This window comes from Nocardia panacis (assembly GCF_003598715.1).
Classification (GTDB): Bacteria; Actinomycetota; Actinomycetes; order Mycobacteriales; family Mycobacteriaceae; genus Nocardia; species Nocardia panacis.
Genome location: NZ_QZFU01000006.1, coordinates 77,393 through 94,199 on the forward strand (window position 1 = coordinate 77,393; position 16,807 = coordinate 94,199).

Annotated in this window: 8 protein-coding genes; 1 reads left to right on the plus strand and 7 read right to left on the minus strand. The window is 66.2% G+C overall.

The window, feature by feature from the left end:
- Positions 1 to 29 precede the first annotated feature (29 nt).
- From eccCa to D5S18_RS00810, 5 genes are all read right to left on the minus strand, one after another.
- Positions 30 to 4,031: a type VII secretion protein EccCa gene (gene eccCa / locus D5S18_RS00790; protein WP_120036902.1), complete on the minus strand. Its 4,002-nt coding sequence runs from the start codon at positions 4,029 to 4,031 to the stop codon at positions 30 to 32.
- On the minus strand, positions 4,031 to 5,584 hold the full coding sequence (gene eccB, locus D5S18_RS00795) for a type VII secretion protein EccB (protein WP_120036904.1): 1,554 nt from the start codon (positions 5,582 to 5,584) through the stop codon (positions 4,031 to 4,033). Before eccB ends, eccCa begins: the two co-directional genes overlap by 1 nt.
- Before the next feature lie 5 nt (positions 5,585 to 5,589).
- On the minus strand, positions 5,590 to 7,350 hold the full coding sequence (gene eccA, locus D5S18_RS00800; RefSeq protein ID WP_120036906.1) for a type VII secretion AAA-ATPase EccA: 1,761 nt from the start codon (positions 7,348 to 7,350) through the stop codon (positions 5,590 to 5,592).
- A gap of 684 nt (positions 7,351 to 8,034) precedes the next feature.
- Positions 8,035 to 9,831, minus strand: a complete 1,797-nt coding sequence (locus D5S18_RS00805) for a WXG100-like domain-containing protein (RefSeq protein ID WP_120036907.1) — start codon at positions 9,829 to 9,831, stop codon at positions 8,035 to 8,037.
- A gap of 15 nt (positions 9,832 to 9,846) precedes the next feature.
- Entirely contained in the window at positions 9,847 to 10,827 is a 981-nt protein-coding gene (locus D5S18_RS00810) for a C40 family peptidase (protein WP_120036909.1), read from the minus strand.
- 160 nt (positions 10,828 to 10,987) lie between these two features.
- Between D5S18_RS00810 and D5S18_RS00815 the strand changes: the two genes are divergently transcribed.
- Positions 10,988 to 12,244 carry a hypothetical protein gene (locus tag D5S18_RS00815; protein ID WP_120036911.1) on the plus strand — a complete coding sequence of 419 codons (1,257 nt, stop codon included), beginning with the start codon at positions 10,988 to 10,990 and terminating at the stop codon, positions 12,242 to 12,244.
- Positions 12,245 to 12,368: 124 nt separating this feature from the next.
- Here the strand turns inward: D5S18_RS00815 and D5S18_RS00820 are convergent, their stop codons facing one another.
- Both D5S18_RS00820 and D5S18_RS00830 read right to left on the minus strand, forming a co-directional pair.
- The gene (locus D5S18_RS00820; RefSeq protein WP_147403790.1) at positions 12,369 to 14,807 is read right to left on the minus strand and encodes a hypothetical protein; all 2,439 of its coding nucleotides are present in this window, start codon (positions 14,805 to 14,807) and stop codon (positions 12,369 to 12,371) included.
- A gap of 4 nt (positions 14,808 to 14,811) precedes the next feature.
- A complete protein-coding gene (locus D5S18_RS00830; protein WP_147403792.1) occupies positions 14,812 to 16,695 on the minus strand; it encodes a type VII secretion target in 1,884 nt (627 codons plus the stop codon).
- Positions 16,696 to 16,807: the final 112 nt, after the last annotated feature.

Here is a 16,807-nt window from a genome sequence, read left to right on the forward strand (position 1 = left end):
TTAATTCATTCCCATTCAAGGGAATCGGCTCAGGATTCGGGTGACCAGGCAACCTGTACGAGATCTTTGGTGGATCGCAGCGGTTCGACGAAGATTCCGCGCCCCACCGGCTGCTTGGTGGCCTTCACATCGCCGATCAGCATGCCGTCCAGCCGCGATCCGTCCAGAATGAGGCCGGAGGAGTTCACGTTTTTCATCTGCCCGAGAACGTTGTCGTACATAGCGGTATCGGCCTGCGCGATATTGCGAGCGGCTATTACGTGCATACCGGTGTCGCGGCCGTCGACAATAATTTCTTTCAATGGTTCCAGCGGATTCACCGACCCGCGCTGCGCGACCATGTGATAGTCATCGATCACCACGAAGATCTCCGGACCCTCCCACCAGGACCGCTCCCGCAATTGCTGTGCGGTGACGCCGGCCGGTGGTCGCCTGCCGCGCATCTTCTCGACAAATGCCGGTAGACCGCCCCTGACCTCGCGCTCATTGCTCAGATACCCGATGACCATGTCCTCCGGGATCTCCTCCATATGCCTGCGCCGGTAGTCGATGAGCAGGACACGAGCCTGGTCCTTGGTGAACTGGGCGCCGATCGAGCGCAGCAGTGCAGCCAAGGTCGTGGATTTACCCGAACCGGAGGAGCCGAGCACGATGAAGTGCGTGGAGACGCCGAAGTCGAGCGCGGCCGCGCCGAGGTCGGATTCGCGCACGCCGAAGGGCACCACCAGGCGCTCGGCCAGTGTCGTCGGTGGGCGCAGCCGAGAGCGGATATCGGCCAGCGTGATCTGCGCGGGCAGCAGTTTCACCTCGGGCGCTTTTCGCCCCGGATACCGTCGATTCAGTTCCTCCACCGCGGCCGCCAAGCCCGCGCCCGCCGAGTCGGCGTGGCCGAGACCGTCGATGCGGGGCAGCGCCGTCAACATGTGGAATGCGTCGGTGGAGATGCAGCGGCCGGGGCGGTCGGCGGGGATGGCCGCGACCATGCTCCGATGCGCGCTGAAGGTGGTGTCGGTGAGGTCGCCGAGGCGCATCTCCACCCGCAACTGCACCATGTCCTTGATCGCGGGCCGCAGCGCCGCCCAGCGCGAACTGCTGAGCACCAGGTGGATGCCGTAGTTGAGGCCCTGCACCGCAAACGATTCCAGCATCGGGATGTAGTCCTCGTAGTACGGCCCGGAGACCGCGAAGCCGAGATCCCAGCCGTCGATCACGAGGAAGACATCGCCGTGTTCGTCGCCGCGCCTGGTCAGTTCGGCAGCGGCGGCGGGATCGGCGCGCCTGCGCCGGAATTCGCGCATCGAATCGATACCGAGTTCGGCGAACAGCGTCTGCCTGGCGATGAGAAGATTGTTGATCAGCGCGAAGGTGCGTCGGATGCGGTCGGCATCCCTGGCTGCCGCCACCGCCCCCACATGCGGCAGATTGCGCATCGCCGACAAACCTCCGGAGAAGTCGAGGCAGTAGAACTGCACCTGCTCCGGGGTGTGGGTGAGCGCGGCCGAGATGATCAGTGTCTGCAATACCGTGGATTTGCCCGACTGCGGTCCGCCCACCACGGCCATATGGCCGGATGCTCCGGACAGATCGATCATCCAAATGTCCTGCCGCTGCTGACGGGGCTTGTCGATGATCGCCAGCGGCAATGTCAGGGAGCCGGGGACGACGGCACCGAGCAACTTGTCGAGGGTCGGGGGAATTTCCAACGGCGGCAGCCACATTCGATGCGCCGGTAGCCCGTGTCCCGCCAACTGCTGCAACGCGGTCTCCATAACCGTGACCGGATCCCCCTCCGGGGTCACCACCGGCGCACTCGGCACGGGCTCGGGCAATTGGACCTGTCGCTCCTGGATATGGGCCGAGGTGAACAACTGCGGCGGACGATAGCCGCCCGCCGCAGCGCGCCGGGCACGCTGCGCGGGCGTCGCGGTCCGCGACGGCGCGATATACGGCGAGCCGACATAGGCGGCCTGGAACCGTTGCAGATCACCCGCGCCGACCCGCAGATAGCCCGCGCCCGGCTTCTTCGGCAGATGGTAGGCGTCGGCGGTGCCGATGGCGTCGCGCGAATCGCTGGTCTGGTTGGTGCGCAAGGCGATTCGATACGACAGGTGCGCCTCGAGCTCACCCATGCGGCTGGCGGGCACCTTCTGCGAGGCGAGCAGCAGGTGGATGCGCAGTGAGCGGCCGAGTCGGCCGATGGCGACGAACAGTTTGGCGAAGTTGGGATGCTGTTCCAGCAGTTCGGCGAACTCGTCGAGAATGATCAGCAGGGTCGGCAGCGGCGCCAGATCGGCTCCCTGCTCCCTGGCCCGCTCGTAGTCGGCGACGCTGGCGAAATTGCCGCCGTCGCGCAGAATGCGCTGTCTGCGCGCCATTTCGCCATTGATCACGTCCTCCATGCGGGTGACGAGATCGGCCTCCTCCTCCATATTGGTCACCACCGCCGTCACGTGGGACAGCCGGTCGAAGCCGAGGAAGGTCGCACCGCCCTTGAAGTCGACCAGCAGCAGGTTCAGCACTTCGGGTGCGTGCGTCGTGACCGCCGAAAGCACCAGGGTGCGAAGGAATTCCGACTTACCGGAACCGGTCGCGCCGATGCACATGCCGTGCGGCCCCATCCCTTCCTCGGCCGATTCCTTGATGTCGAGGTGCACCACCCCGCCCGCCGGATCGTGGCCGAACGGGATATTGAGGCGGGACCGGTCGGCGTCGCGACGCGGCAGCCAATGCTCGTTGAGGCGAATATCGCCGGGATCGGCGAGGCTGACCAATTCCTCCCAGGTCGTGCCGCCGCTGGCCTGTTCGGCGGCGACCGCCTCGATGACCGTGGACAATCGGAACGGGGACAGACCGCGCACCAGTGCGGTCATCGACGGCAGCAGCATGGCGTCGGCCAGGCCGACCCGGCGGGCGCCGCGCGGGGTCACCTCGTGCAGCACCCGTTCTCCGTCGAGGGTGAAGCTCAACGCACGCGGCAGGGTCTGTTCCGGTGCGCCCAACCGCAGCCAGGTGCAGCCGTCGATTCCGGAGACATCGCGTTCGTTGGCCGCACCGCCGACCGCGACGATCAGCACGAAGTGTTTACGGTCCAGCGTTGGTTCGGAGTTCGCGGAGAACGGTCCGCGATTGAGCCCGGCCAGCAGCTTCGCACGCAACTCCGACACGCTGCGATACACCATGCGCCCCGAGCCGATCGCGTCGGAATCGCCCGAATGCTGCACGTGCGGCAGCCATTTCAGCCAGGTCCACTCCGGTGCGTCCGGATCGGGCAGCACGGCGGCGATCCCGACCTGGTCGGGTCCGTGCAGTACGGCGATCTCGGCGATCATCGCCCTGACCAACGCGCCGACGTCCGACGGCTCGCCATCGAGGACGATCTGCGGTGCGGACAGCAGGTTGATCGCGACCGGCATCCCGCCGACCGTCGAATACGCCTTGGCGAATCGGGTCACCTCGACCACACCGACCGGATCGAGATCCGAGGTGGGGGCCGCGTCCGGGACGATGACGCGCACCTGGTTGGCGATGCGCCCGCGCCCGACCCGCACCCGAAGGAACTGTGGGCTCGAGACCTGCACCTCCCACATGCGGGGCGTGCCGACCAAGCGCGCGATCTCCGCGGGTCCCGGATGGGTGTAGCCCAGATAGGCGTGCAGTTCGGTCTCGGCCGCGTGCACGGTCTTTCGATTATCGGTCAGGCTGCGCAGGTAGTCCTTGCGCTCCTCGTTCAGGCTCGCCGACCCGGAATTGCCGCCCCCCTGACCGCCCATCATGCCGAACATCGACACCAGCATCATGACCGGGAAGAACATCGACATCGGCGAGGCGCCGACCCCGCCGTTGCGGAACATCATGAACATCATTCCGGCCATCCCGGTGACCATGACGACCGGCATGATCATCTTCAACCGCGACGGCGGCACCGGTTTCGGCAGTTCCGTCGGCGGTTGCAGGCGCAGTTCGGTGACGGCGGGAGCTTTCGGGCCGCGCGCCGTCCTGGCCGGACGGACGAACCGACGGGTGGTGGTCACTAGGGCGGTCCTCCGATTCCGGCGACCACCTTGCCGGGTGGGATCGCGTCGTGTTGCAGCCGCGCGTCACCCTGCGACAGGACCGGCCCCACCGCGAACAGCGACACGATATTCCAGGGCGCGGGCACCGGGTTGCGCAGCGCCAGCGCGGCGATGACCGGATCCCTTCGCCAATCCTGCTGATGGGTCTCGATGCCGTAGCGGACGCCGCTATCGGAGATCCAGAACAGCGATTCGCGCCGCGGCGAGGCCGGATCGACCCCGGTGACCTGTACGAACCGACCGACCCGCTGGGACAGGTAGGCGGCGTCGGCGGTGTTGCCCCGAGATGTGGTGGCGCTCACCAACTCCACGGGCCGTCCCTGATCCTCCGGTGCGAGCGGCAACTGTCGTCCGACCAGCAGGGTGTTGACGGCGGCTTGATCAGCGGGACCGCGCGACCAGCGAAAACAACTCACCACGGAGCGGTCGGCGTCGACGATGCGCACCGGCTTGGCGGGATAGGCGGCCGTCCCCGGCCAGGCGCCGGAGCGCAGATTCGCGGCGATCACGCCGGGGGCCGCGACCTCGGAGGTCGAGATCCCACGGGTATCGCCATTGCGGATCATCGCGGCCAGCACCGAACTGATCTGCACCACACCGGATTGCGAGACCAGATAGTAGGAAGCGCCTTTCTCCGGCGCGGAGACCGTGAGGATTGATCCGACCGTGAGGGTCAGCCCCGAGGCCAGCGTCACCGGAGCGCCCGCACCCGGCACCGAGGGCACCCGCAGCGGCGGCACCTCCGGAATCGCGCCGATCAACCCCTTCGACACCGGAAGCACCGGCGCGGTGGCGTCGATGCCCAGTGCCAGCGTGACCGGCGCGTCCGAAAGATCAATGGCGGCACGGACAATGCCCTTCTCGCTGTCCCGATAGACCAGCCAGGCCGTGGTGTCGTCGCGCAGCAGCCGAGCCTGGTCGTTGGCGAGTTCGCGAATTCCGTCGCCATCGATGACTATCGGACCGCCGATGACCGTGCTGCGCATGGCAGCACCGGCTGTCGTGGGCAGGCCGGTTGCCGGGTTGATCGGCGTGGCGCCGCCGGGGCGCACCGTATCGCACACCGTCCAAACGGAATTCAGATCATTGCCCTCGGAGATACTGTCCGGCGCACCGGGTATCCCGACCAGCGGACCACGGGGAAGATGGGAGAGCTCCTCGGTGGACACCTGCACCGGATTGTCCGCCGCGCCGAGGATCAAGCGCGCCGAGGTGAGGTTCAGCGCCGGATGCAGGCGGTTGCCGATCCGCACGAACAGCGCGCCGGTGTCCTTCTCCGCCACCAGCCGCGAATCCCCCACCCGCTTGGCGGGTTTGAAGAAGGCCAGCGCCGCGGACCCGGCGATGACGACGCACGCGAGCACCACACCCACGGTCAATGCCGTGGCGCGCCCGCGCTGCGGGTCGTCGACCATCGACGCGTCCCGGCGCACCAGCGCGTGTTCGATCCGGTGCAGCAGGAAACGCCATCCCGAGATCTGGTGTTTGGTCACCACCCGGAAGCGCGCCATGATGATCAGTTCGCCGCGCTGGGCGCCAGACTATTGAAGGCCGCGGCGATATCGGAGTCCACGATGGTCATCAACTGCTCATCGGTCATCTCGGCGATATTCGCGTTCTCCCTGGTGAATCGGTAATCGCGCTCGGCCTCGGCCGATTCCACGATATTGCGCACGAAACGACCGTTGCCCGCGAGATCGATGAGTTTGCGGCCGCGCTTGGTCTGCTCGGTCAACTGCCCGCAGCGGCGCTCCAACTCCTCGCGCGCGTCGGGAGCGAGGATCGAATCCTTCTTGTTGGCAATGTGATCGGCGATGCGCACCAGTTCATCGGCGGTGTAGCTGGAGAACCGGATCCGCTTGGTGAAGCGGGAGGCGAGCCCGTCATTGGAGGCCAGGAAGCGGTCGATCTCGTCGTCGTAGCCCGCGATGATCACCACCAGTTTGTCGCGATCGTTCTCCATGCGGGCCAGCAGCGTGTCGACGGCTTCCTTACCGAAGGCATCACCACCGGAAAGTCCTTCTTGGATAAGGGTGTACGCCTCGTCGATGAACAACACACCGCCGATGGCGGTATCGATGAGGGCATTGGTCTTCGGCGCGGTGTGACCGAGGTGGGTGCCGACCATGTCATTGCGCGACACCTCGATCACCTCGGAGTTCTGCACGACGCCGAGGCCCGCGAAGATCTTCGCGATCACCCTGGCGATCGTGGTCTTTCCGGTTCCCGGCGGCCCGGAGAAGATCAGATGCTGGGATTTGGATTCCACCGCGAGCCCGCGCTTGACCCGGACCTGGTCCATGAGCACACCGGATTTGAGTCGGTCGACCTGCTCCTTGACCGAATCCATCCCGATCTGCGCGCGCAGCAACTCCGATGCCTCCTCCAGCAACGCTTCGCGGCCTGCCTGCGCGGCCGAGGCGGCCAGTTCGACCGGATCGTCGCCGGAGGCCGGATCCCAGGTATTGGTGCGGGAGGCGATGAGTTCGGCGGAGGTGATCTCGAGCCGGTAGGAACCGTCGCGAACCGCGAGCTGCCATTCCGGGCGGTCCGACCACAGACCCGAGCCCTGGAGCCCCTTGAGGATTCGATCCGCCTGCTCTTGTTCTCCAATGTGCCGCAACAGCATTCCGAGCAGGAAGTGCGCATCGGCCCAGATGTAGGACAGGCTGCCGGAGGCGCTGTCCTCGACGATCTGACGCGCCCGAGGCATCGCCTCGCCGAAGCGGCCCAGGTGGGTGAGGGCGGTGGCGACCATGAGTTCGGCCGCGATATCGAGCAGTCCGTCATCCAAAGCCGGACGCGCGGACCTGGCCGCGAGAACCTCGGGCCACAATTTGGTGCGGTAGGCCAGCGACATCCTGACGAAGGCGGCGACCTCATCGCCGCGCAGCTCGTCGAGAATCGCGGCGGCTTCCTGCCATTCGCCGCCATCGGCATAGAAGCACGCCTGCGCCACCGCGATCTGATCGCGGTCGGCCATGGCGACCCGCAGGCCGAAGATGCCGACCTCGACCTGGCACCACAGCGCGCGATCCACCAGACCGGCTCGCTGCTGGTCCCGGTAGAGGTTGTGGACCGAGCGATAGGCCCCGTACACAACCTCGGAGGTGATCTCCCCCGCCATGGCACGTCCGAGCCAGGCATCGCACATATCCGGATCGAGGTCCGTCGCCGCTGTGAAGGCCGCAGCCGCGTGCGCCTCGTTGCGCACACCTCCAGCGACCAAGCCGAGGCTCTGAACACCGGTGTAGAACGCGTCTTCGGCCGCTGACAACTCGGATTTCCTTCCGCCGATCTGGACTCGTGCGGACGATATCCATCGGCGGTGTCGACCGGGCGGCACCGATTCCCATCGATGAGAAATGTCAGACCTGACCGTCATTTATCGGCACGGTATTGATCGGCACGATGCATGGGGGTACATTCGATTCAGGGCCGACAGTCCCTCATCCTGAAGGCCCCAACCGCGCGTCACCCCAAGTGGAGCCAGACCACTCGACAGCGCGACGAGGTCAGCGGAACCCCTGCCGATGACCTGTCTGCAGCGGGGCCGGTTGCCCCATCGACCGGCCCCGTGCGGCGAATTCTCCTCGCTGCGCGCCATGCACGGGAAAACCGGGCAAATGACCGCAGTGGGCGGCGCTTTCGGCGGCAAAAGTACCCCCATCTCCAGCGATGCGCCGGGACCTATCGCCGCCGCTGGGAATTTCCGGTGACGTTAGAAGCCATGGCTACTCCACGGCATGAATACGCACCGCCGAGCGCGACGAGGTGCGCACCAGGCTTTCGCCGCGCGAGCCCCAATCTGCAACCCTCAAAATTAACCATCCACTATCGACACACTATTGATCGTGCCGTTATTCAGGTGTACATTAGTCCATAGGGCCAACAGTCCCTCATCCTGAAGGCCCCACAACCCCGATATCGGCCAGCGGAATCCGGCACCGCTGGCCGATATCTATTTCGGTGGCATATGCGGCTGCGAGATCGATTCCGGCCCGGCCACTTCCGGCCCGGTAACCGCAGGCGCGATCACCTTCGGCCGCTCCGGCGAGTTTCGCACCCGCTCGGCAGGAGCGAAGACCGCGGACCGATCGATCCCCTCGGCGGATTTCGACCACGGGGTGCCGCTGCCAGGCGCCACGCCATCATCCGTCCCCGAAACCGGCTCGGCGGCGGCGCGTTTCGCGGACAGGCGACGGCGCTTACGCCTGCGATGCCCGGCAGATCGCCACGGGGTGGCGGGAGTCGCGCCGCTGCCGCCGGACACCGGACGCGGCAGGTCGGGTTCGGGGACCGAATCGAGGGACTGCCCGATACCATCGAGCGGCGCGATCGCTGCCGCGCTCCGGCTCTCGGACCACCCGGCGGGCGGGCTCGACGCGCCCGCCGCCTCGGAGCCGGCGACGGACATTCCGGCGGCCGACGACCAAGGTGACAGGGTCCGTTCTGGATGGTCGGGTATTGCGGGCACAGCCGGTGCGCGACCGGGATCGACCTGATCCGGTTGTCGCGCTGGGTCGATGCTGTTCGCCGCGTGCGTATTCGGGGAGTGCCACGGGCTCGATATCGAATGCTGCGGCGGCCCCGAATCATGGGCGGGTCCGAAATCGGAACTGTGCCGCAGATGCGGCGCGTCGATCGAGTCGGGCGGGATACTCCGCGAAGCGGGCCGGTCCGACTCGGTGCCCGAGTTGATATGTGCCGGACCGGAATCGGTGCTGGGAGGACCCGAAGGGTCCATGCCGGTATAGGGGGCGAGCAGGCCCTCGTTGCCGCCGGCGCCGATGGCCGAGGAGGGTTCATGTGGCACTGCGGCCCACGGAAAACCGGACACACCCGACGGCGTATCCGGCGAGCCCCTCAGGTACTCGGAATCTGGGACGTGCCAGGGCAAGTCGGACGGCAGTCGCACCGGTCCCCAATATCCGGGTCCGGTCGGGCCGGGAGATGTGGTGTAGCCCGGCCCCGCCGGTGTCTCGAAAGTCAATGGCGCAACGTCATTGCCGAAGGTATCGGCGTGGTTCAGAACATCTTGCGCCAACTGTTCAAGCAACTGCGAGTAGCGAAGGACTTCGGCGGGATCGAGGTAGAGCTGGTCGGTCGGGCGGGTATCGACCGGTGGGGCAACAGAATACGGCGTCGACGCGTAGGCGGGATGACCGCTTCGCGGAGCTGCGGCGGCCGAAGTCGGCACGTCAAGCAGCGCACTCAACCCGCTGTACATGATGTCGCCGACCATCCGCGCGATCACCTGCTCCAGCGGTTGGATGGCTTTGCTCACCAAATCGAAGGTGAGGTATCCGAGCACCGACTGCTCAAGCCGCCTACAGATCTCGCGGGCGGCCGAGGCGATGATGGGTCCGACAGCCGCACGTGGGGTGAAAAGCGAGGACATGAAAGTCCGTGTCATCCAGGCTAATTGAGCGATCACCGCGAGCTTGGCCGCAGTGATCATCTTGGCCGCCCCGTGCAGTGCGGAGGCGACGAAGTCGCACGCCGCGTCGAGTTCGGCCATATGTGTCCCGCTCATCTGCGCCCACGATTCGACCAGCGCTCGGTAGGACGCGGCGGAGTAGTGCTGACCCATATCCTTGATCGCTTGGGTCGCCTCCCCGTGGGTGGCGCTCACACTTCGCGAGAACCTGCGCACCGCTTCGCCGGCCCTGTCGATATCGTCCTCGTTGATATCCGGCCACGGTATGTTGCAGAAGTTCAGGAACAGCGCGATCTCATGCGGCAACTCGATTGCCACGAACTCTCCCCCGAGTCAGAGCACCCGCCGGACGATCACATTGCTGTCCATCTCTTTCCATCGCACGCTCGCTCCGGTGTACGGCGCTTCGATGACCATCCCATTGCCCGCGGCCAATTGGACGTGTTCCGGCGAACCATACTGGTTCAACGAGGTCCTCGGGAACACCAGATCCCCCGGTCGCACATCGCGTGGATCGACGGCTTCGCCGCAGTGGACCTGGTCGTAGGTGGTTCGGGGTAGAACGACATTCCCGTTGCTGGCCTGGGCAATTGCGTATTGGGTCAGCCCGGAGCAGTCGAAACCGCCGCCGCTGGGTCCGCCCGCGCCGCCCCCGGCCCACACGTACGGCGTGCCGAGGTAGGCACTGGCGTATTCGACCGCCTGGCCACCGGTCGTGCCATCCGATAACATCCCGCTGTGTCCGGCGCGGCGGGCATGCCCGCGGTGGTGACGCAGGCGGCGGGGTCGTTCGCTGTCCATCGCGGGAGCCAAGGGCGCCATGGGTGGCAGCACCGGCGGCGTGGCCGGCGCCGCCGCGGGCACGGCGGGCGGCATGATCTGCGCGGCGCGCTGCTGTGCCGCAGCGATATCCGCGTCCACCTGCTTGGTGGCCGCGGTGAGGCTGGAGTTCGCGGCATCGAGCAGCGCGGGTCCGCTGAATCGCGGATCACCGAGCGCGCTCGCCGCGCCGACGCGACTGCGGAATTCGGCGAGCTGATCGGTCAACGCGTTGCGGCCGCCGACGGTTCCGGTCGCGGATTCGGCGACCGCCCCGGATACCGCACCCTGCTTGTCCGACTGCTCCTGCGCGGTCGACTGGTGTTCTTGTCTGCGGTTGTCATAGCCGCTGGGACCGGATGCCGGATCGGGCAGTCCCGCGACGATCTCACCCACATCACCGACCGCGGGATCCGGCGCGGGCGCACCGGTTCCGTAGAGGTCGAGCAGTGAACGCAATGCGTCGTCCACGCCGCCCATCAGCCCCGGCACCATGCGACCGACCTGCCATCGCTCATCACCGACCGCCTTTCGGCTGCTCGAAATCCCTACTGCCGCCATGTTTTCCTCGACTATGCGGCATCGGGAGAATATTTCCCAGCGGGGAGAAGGCCGCAGAATACGGGGGGAATAGTCGGGAGGCGGTGGGTATGTCATGGCGGTAGGTGTGGCACAGGTCGACGGCGGTGCGCGGATCGATACCGGGATAAACGCCGCGCTCAGCGAAAACTATTACGCCACAGCCAAAACCGATCAAACGCCACCGTCCGTCGCTCCCACTGAGGCAGGCACATCGACCAAAGCCGACGCTGCCACCGGGTCGGGGGCACCGACCAAATCCGACGCGCCCGCGAATCCCGATACGCCGTCCAAACCCGGTGCCAAGAAACCCACCGGCGCGGGGAAACCCGGCACCGGGGGGACGATAGCTCCTGGCGAACCAGCGCCGAGCGGTGACGGCCCACCACCACCGCCGCGTCTGGTATGGACCGGAACCGCCTCGCCGATATTGGCCCAAACCATCGAGGTCGCCGACAAGATCATCCAGCTCGCCGCCGAAGCGCTCGGCAAGGGCCAGGTCCAACTGCCGCCCACGCCCAAAAGCCCGGAACTCGTGCAGCAGACCCAACTTCCCGCCAGTGCGACTGCGACGCAATACGAACAGCGCACCGCCTCGCTTCGGTCCCAACACGAATCGCTGGCGAACATGGACGACCAGGTCACCAACGCGACCGGAACGGTGGCGGAGCAGCGAGATCGTGCTCGGTGGAAAGTCTATCGGATCGCCACGGCATTGCATGACCAGCTCGCCGTCTACAACGGCAAGAAACTGGAGCCCGCCGAAGAGTACACACTGACAAAGCTGGTGCTGCGCGCGATCAAGCAGGTCGCGGACACCATCGGCTTGACCTTCGACCTCAACAAGGCGATAGCCCAGGGTTCGGATAGTACGGGCGGGATCCCACAAACCGGTGCGACATCGGGCGTCGATCCGGCCAACGGCCAAGGGGGCACTCCTGCCGCAGGTGGCGGCGGAGGCGGCGGTGGCGACATCATGTCCTCGCTGATGCAGTTGCTCACCACGCTGCCCATGCTGGCCATGCCATTGCTGAGCGTGCTGCCGCAACTGCTGAGGCAGCAGCAGGAGCAGAATCACGCAGGCAGAGACGGCGATACGAAGGACGGCAACTCGGGGGCGAAACCTGCCGCCGCAGCACCTGCCGATCCCAAAGCGGCACCGCCCGCCGATCCCAAGACCGCGCCTGTGGATCCCAAAACAACGGCACCCGCCGATCCGAAATCCGCGCCGCCCCCGGTCGCCGCGTCGGAAGCCGGTGCGCCCCCTCCGAATCCGACTCCGGACAACAAGCCGCAGGACGCGGCAGCCACCAACCCGCCGCAACCGGCTTGATCACACTGAAACGGGGCTCCGGTCATTGCGACGACCGGAGCCCCGCTTCGGTGTGAGCAGTATGGCCATTGCGGTCCTCGGATACGGATGAACCTCCGGCGCAATGGAGCACCGCGATAGATGCTCAGATCTGAACCGGCGGACGCTCTTTGGCCGGATCGGTCGACACCGGCGGGGCAGGCGCCGGGGCCTCGGGCGTGGGATCACCGCCCGCAACGGGGTTGCTGCTCGGCGCGGGAGGAACGATATCCGTGCCGGGAGTATGGAAGAAGCCCCGGAAATCGCCGTATGCTCCGACTCCGCCTTCGGGCATATTGTTCGGATCGGTCAACGGAACAGTATTCCCGTTGAGGAGTATGAAATACCCGTCGGCGTTACGCAGGACCAACGCAGTGTGGTTGTCCCACTTCGCGATATCGCCGGTCCGCACCAGAGAGGGGTCCACCGGCTGCCATGTCGAGGCATTGGCCGGTGTCCCCGCGTAGGCGGCGCGGGCATCGCTGCCGCTGTGGTTGGCCTGCTCCTTGGTCACCGCTTGTTCGACGACCCGCGAGACCACCTGGTTCTCCTTGCCCACCGCCAGATTCACGCCCTTGTCCGGGTGGGGCGAGCCACCGGGATCCTTCGCGGTCACGGGAGTGGGCTGCTGCGCGGACGACCCGGTCGCCTGCTGTCCATCGGCCGGGGCCGAATTGCCTCGTGCAGCACGGGAATCCGAACCGCGGGAGGAATGCCTGCCGGAACCGTCGAACTGTTGGCGTGCCGTGATGTTGTTGGCCAGCGCGGGCATCATCTGGGACATCGCAATAAGGGGGCCTATCAGGCCGGCCGTAGAGTTGTTGTTCGACCGGTTCGGCGGAGCCGTCGACGGTTGAAGGCCGGCCCGCCGAACCCCGGAATTCGACCGCCCGGCAAGGTGATTGTCGAGCCGGTTCCACGCCTGAGCATTCGGGTCGGCGGCCGAGCCATTCGACCCGACGCCATTACCGACGCCCGAATCGTCGGTGGGCTGTCCCGAATCGCCGAGGTGCTCGGGATCCAGGAGATCACCCGAACCATTGGGCGCGGCGGACTTGTCCCCGGCGGTATCACCCGAACCGGTCAGATCGATGCCATCGAGTGCGGAATTCACATCGAAGGGCGCGTTGACGGGTTTTGCGGGAGCGCCCGTGTCGGCGGATTGGCCGTTGCCGAGTCCCGCGTTGCCTCCGGACCCGTTGCCATTTCCGGCCCCGGTACCGGTACCCGTACCAGCACCGGTATCGGTGCCGGTACCGCTCTCGCCACCGCCGGGTGTCGCGCCACCGCCGGTGGCTCCGTTCACATTCCCGCCCGCGGCCGCCGCCGCGGTCTTGACCGCATCCACTTTCTGGTGCACGGTGCCGACCGTGTCCTCCATCTGTTTGATGAGGCCCTGCTCGATATCCTGCATGATCGCGTTGAACTCCGGCGAGAAGCGAGCCTCCGGTAGATCTCCCTCGTGCGGCACCGTTGCCGGATCCATGCGGTGCGAGATCAGTTTGTCGGAACGGGGCACCTGGGTGGTGTCGCCGGTCGCACCGCCCACACCGCGCGGCACATAGGCCCCGAACATCTGTGCCGCGGACAGGGATCGGTCGAGAGCTTCGATATCGTTTTTAATACCTTCGAAGGCCGCGTCGATTTTCGCACCGGTCTCATGCACCGCGGTCGCCACGATGGAATCCCTGGTTTGCAAGTCCTTGATCATGTCGTTCATCCCGGCCTCGGCTCGGGAATATTGCTCCATGGTCAGCGAGGAGATCGTAGCGGGGTCGACGCCCCGTTTCGTCAACATATCGCTGAAATCGGGGACCGGAGAGGTGTCGCCGCTACCGAGTTTGTCCACGAGCAATTGCAGCCTGATCGTGGTGAACCGGATGAAGTCGTACAGTTGCGTTCGCGCGTAAGGGGGCTGGTGCAGGACAACGGTGTAGCGCGGATGAGGACCGGAGTCCGCCGAGTTCACCGTGTGGATCGGCACGCCGTCCTTGTTGAATACGACAAGGCTGCCATCGGGATTCAGTCGCACCCCGACCGGTTTGCCGTCGGCTTCGGCTGGACCGTATTTCCCTAGTGCCAGCGTCGTGACGCCGTCGTTGGTGAGGTTGAACGCGCCGGTCTCGTCCACCATCGCCGAGGCGGCGTTCTTGTACCCCTTGCCCCCCTCCCAAATGACGCGCGGTCCGCCCGCGCCGACGTATTTTTCGACCAACCCGAGGTTGGGATCCCAGGAGACCTCGTAGTTTCCCGACTTGAGAGTCATCCCCGGCTTGAATTCCTTGCCCGCCGCAAGAGAATCCGGACCCAATTGTCCTTGCTGCCGAGTGATTTCCAGTTTTTCGTCCTGGTCCCGCCGTCGCCGGAGGACGCTCAAAAGGTCGTCTTGCTGTTTTTCCTCTATTTTGTCCGAAGCGGCGGCCCATGCCTGTTGGTCTTCCTGCCTGGCACCGACACCCGGAGGGTGTTGCGCGGCCTGCGCATACGCCTCTTCCAGCGTGGGCGGCTTCTTCTTGCCGTCCTCGTCGTTGTTCTTATCGCTCATGGAATCAGCCGATTGACGGCGGCGCTTCCGTCGGCGGCGCGCTGACCGACGGCGCGGTGACCCCACCGACCGGCGGCGCCGTCCGCGCCACCCGATCGGCAGGCGCGGCCGACACCGGGGCCGGAGCCGCGACGAAGGTCGGATGATTCACGATCTGCTCGTGCGCGTAGGCCGCGTCGCGCAGCACCTGCGGCTGCGGCTCTTCGGCCAGCAACAGCACCAACTCATTGCAGCGGCGTTCGAAGACCAGGTCGCGCAGGTCGGCCGCCTCGTCGACGATGCGCAACTCCCCGAGTCCGACTCGACCCACATCGACCCGGTGGGTCAGCATCGAGGCGGCCAACAGGTCATCGGCCTCACGCAGTTCGGCCCACAGGGCGCGGGAGACGGGTTGCCTGGCATGCACCATGGCGAGGATCCGATCGCGGGCTCGGCGCGCTTCGGCCGCCTCGGCGCTGCGTGCGCCGTGGTAGGACACGTGCCGGTGCGCATCGGAGGCCATCTGGACGGTCCGCGCGTGAACCTGTGAATCCGGCACCTGCGCAAGAGATTTCAGGCCGTCGATGGATCCGGTGAGCCCGAGCCGGTCGGTCGTGTCCGCCGTGGCGACCCGCAGATCGACGTCGTAGTTCGGCGCGACCATGCCTTCCATCGCCACTTCCGGGAGTTGGGCGCGCAGACCGGGATCGATCGATCCCGACGACACCAGGGCCGAGGTCGCTCCACCGGCCTTCTCGCCCCAGGCCAGTCCGAACTCCGCGAGCACGCGCGCCGGATCCGCGACGCCCTCCCACGGCGATCCTTCGGTGACACCGAGGAATTCGTCCCACAACCAGGGGGTGGACACCGTGCGCGGCAGGAAAAGTCCGGCGGGCAGCCATCCTCGACCCTCGTTCGAGGTCAGGAAGACACCGATACCATCGGGGCCGCGTACCACCGATACCGCCCACATCATGCCGACCGGCGTGTCCACCGCGGCGAGCACCGCACCCAGCAGTGTCTTGGCCAGGACCAGATCCTCGTTGACCGAATCACCCACCACGTAGTCCGGTTCGGCCGCTTTCTGCTTTGCGGCGGCGACGGCGGAGGAGAAGGGCGTCGGCACGACGGCGGGCACCGCCTCCGTGGCTTCGTTGGCAGCGGAAGGCGATTGGGTCTCGCTGCCGCGCCCGGTGCCGGATGTGACACCACCCTCTGGAGCGAAGGCAGACAAGGGGGGTATCGAATCATTGACTGCCGCAGACGAGTTGGTCGGTGCGGCGACACCGTGTTGACCGGGCGTCCCCGCTGATGGACCACCGGTCTCGGATCCGGGCATGCTCGGATGCGACACACCGGGCATGCTCTGGGCCGGCATGCCGGAACCTTGCTGTCCCGCAGTCGGATTCGGGGCGGCCGACATGCCCGAGGACTCGTGCTGGGGATTCGGGTCGCCCGTAGGACCGGCGGCGTGCCCGCCCGCAGCAGGCGGGTGGCCCGGTGCGGCGGGGGTCGCGTCGTGCGCCGGAGGTGGCGTATGGGATGCGGGCACCGGGTGAGATCCGGGCATCGGATCGTGCGGCCCGGGTGAACCGTGGCCAGGGAGTGTGTTGTTGAATTCGGCCACGTTGTTACCTTCCGTTTGACGGAAGGTTTCGACGGCGGCTTGGAGTTGTTCGGCGGTATCGTCGTGACTTTTCGCGAGCTCGAGTCCGGCCTCTTCTCGCGCATGATAGTACCTGCCCAGCGCTTCGTAGACATCATCGGCGATGTGTCCGTAGGTCGCTTGGAACCTCGCGAGCCAATCCCTAGGCGGCTTGGACCACTCCCGCGTCTCCTCGGCCGCGCGCCGATGTTCGGCGGCCAGCCGCAGAAACTCCTGGTAGTCGACATCGAAGTTGCCCGCCATGCCCGAGAAATCCTTTCCGCCGCCGACACTTTCATTCTCGATGCTTCCCACCTGTGGCGATCGGCGCGCAACTTCCCAAGCCGGGGAAGCGGATTCGCGGGTGCGGCGGAGA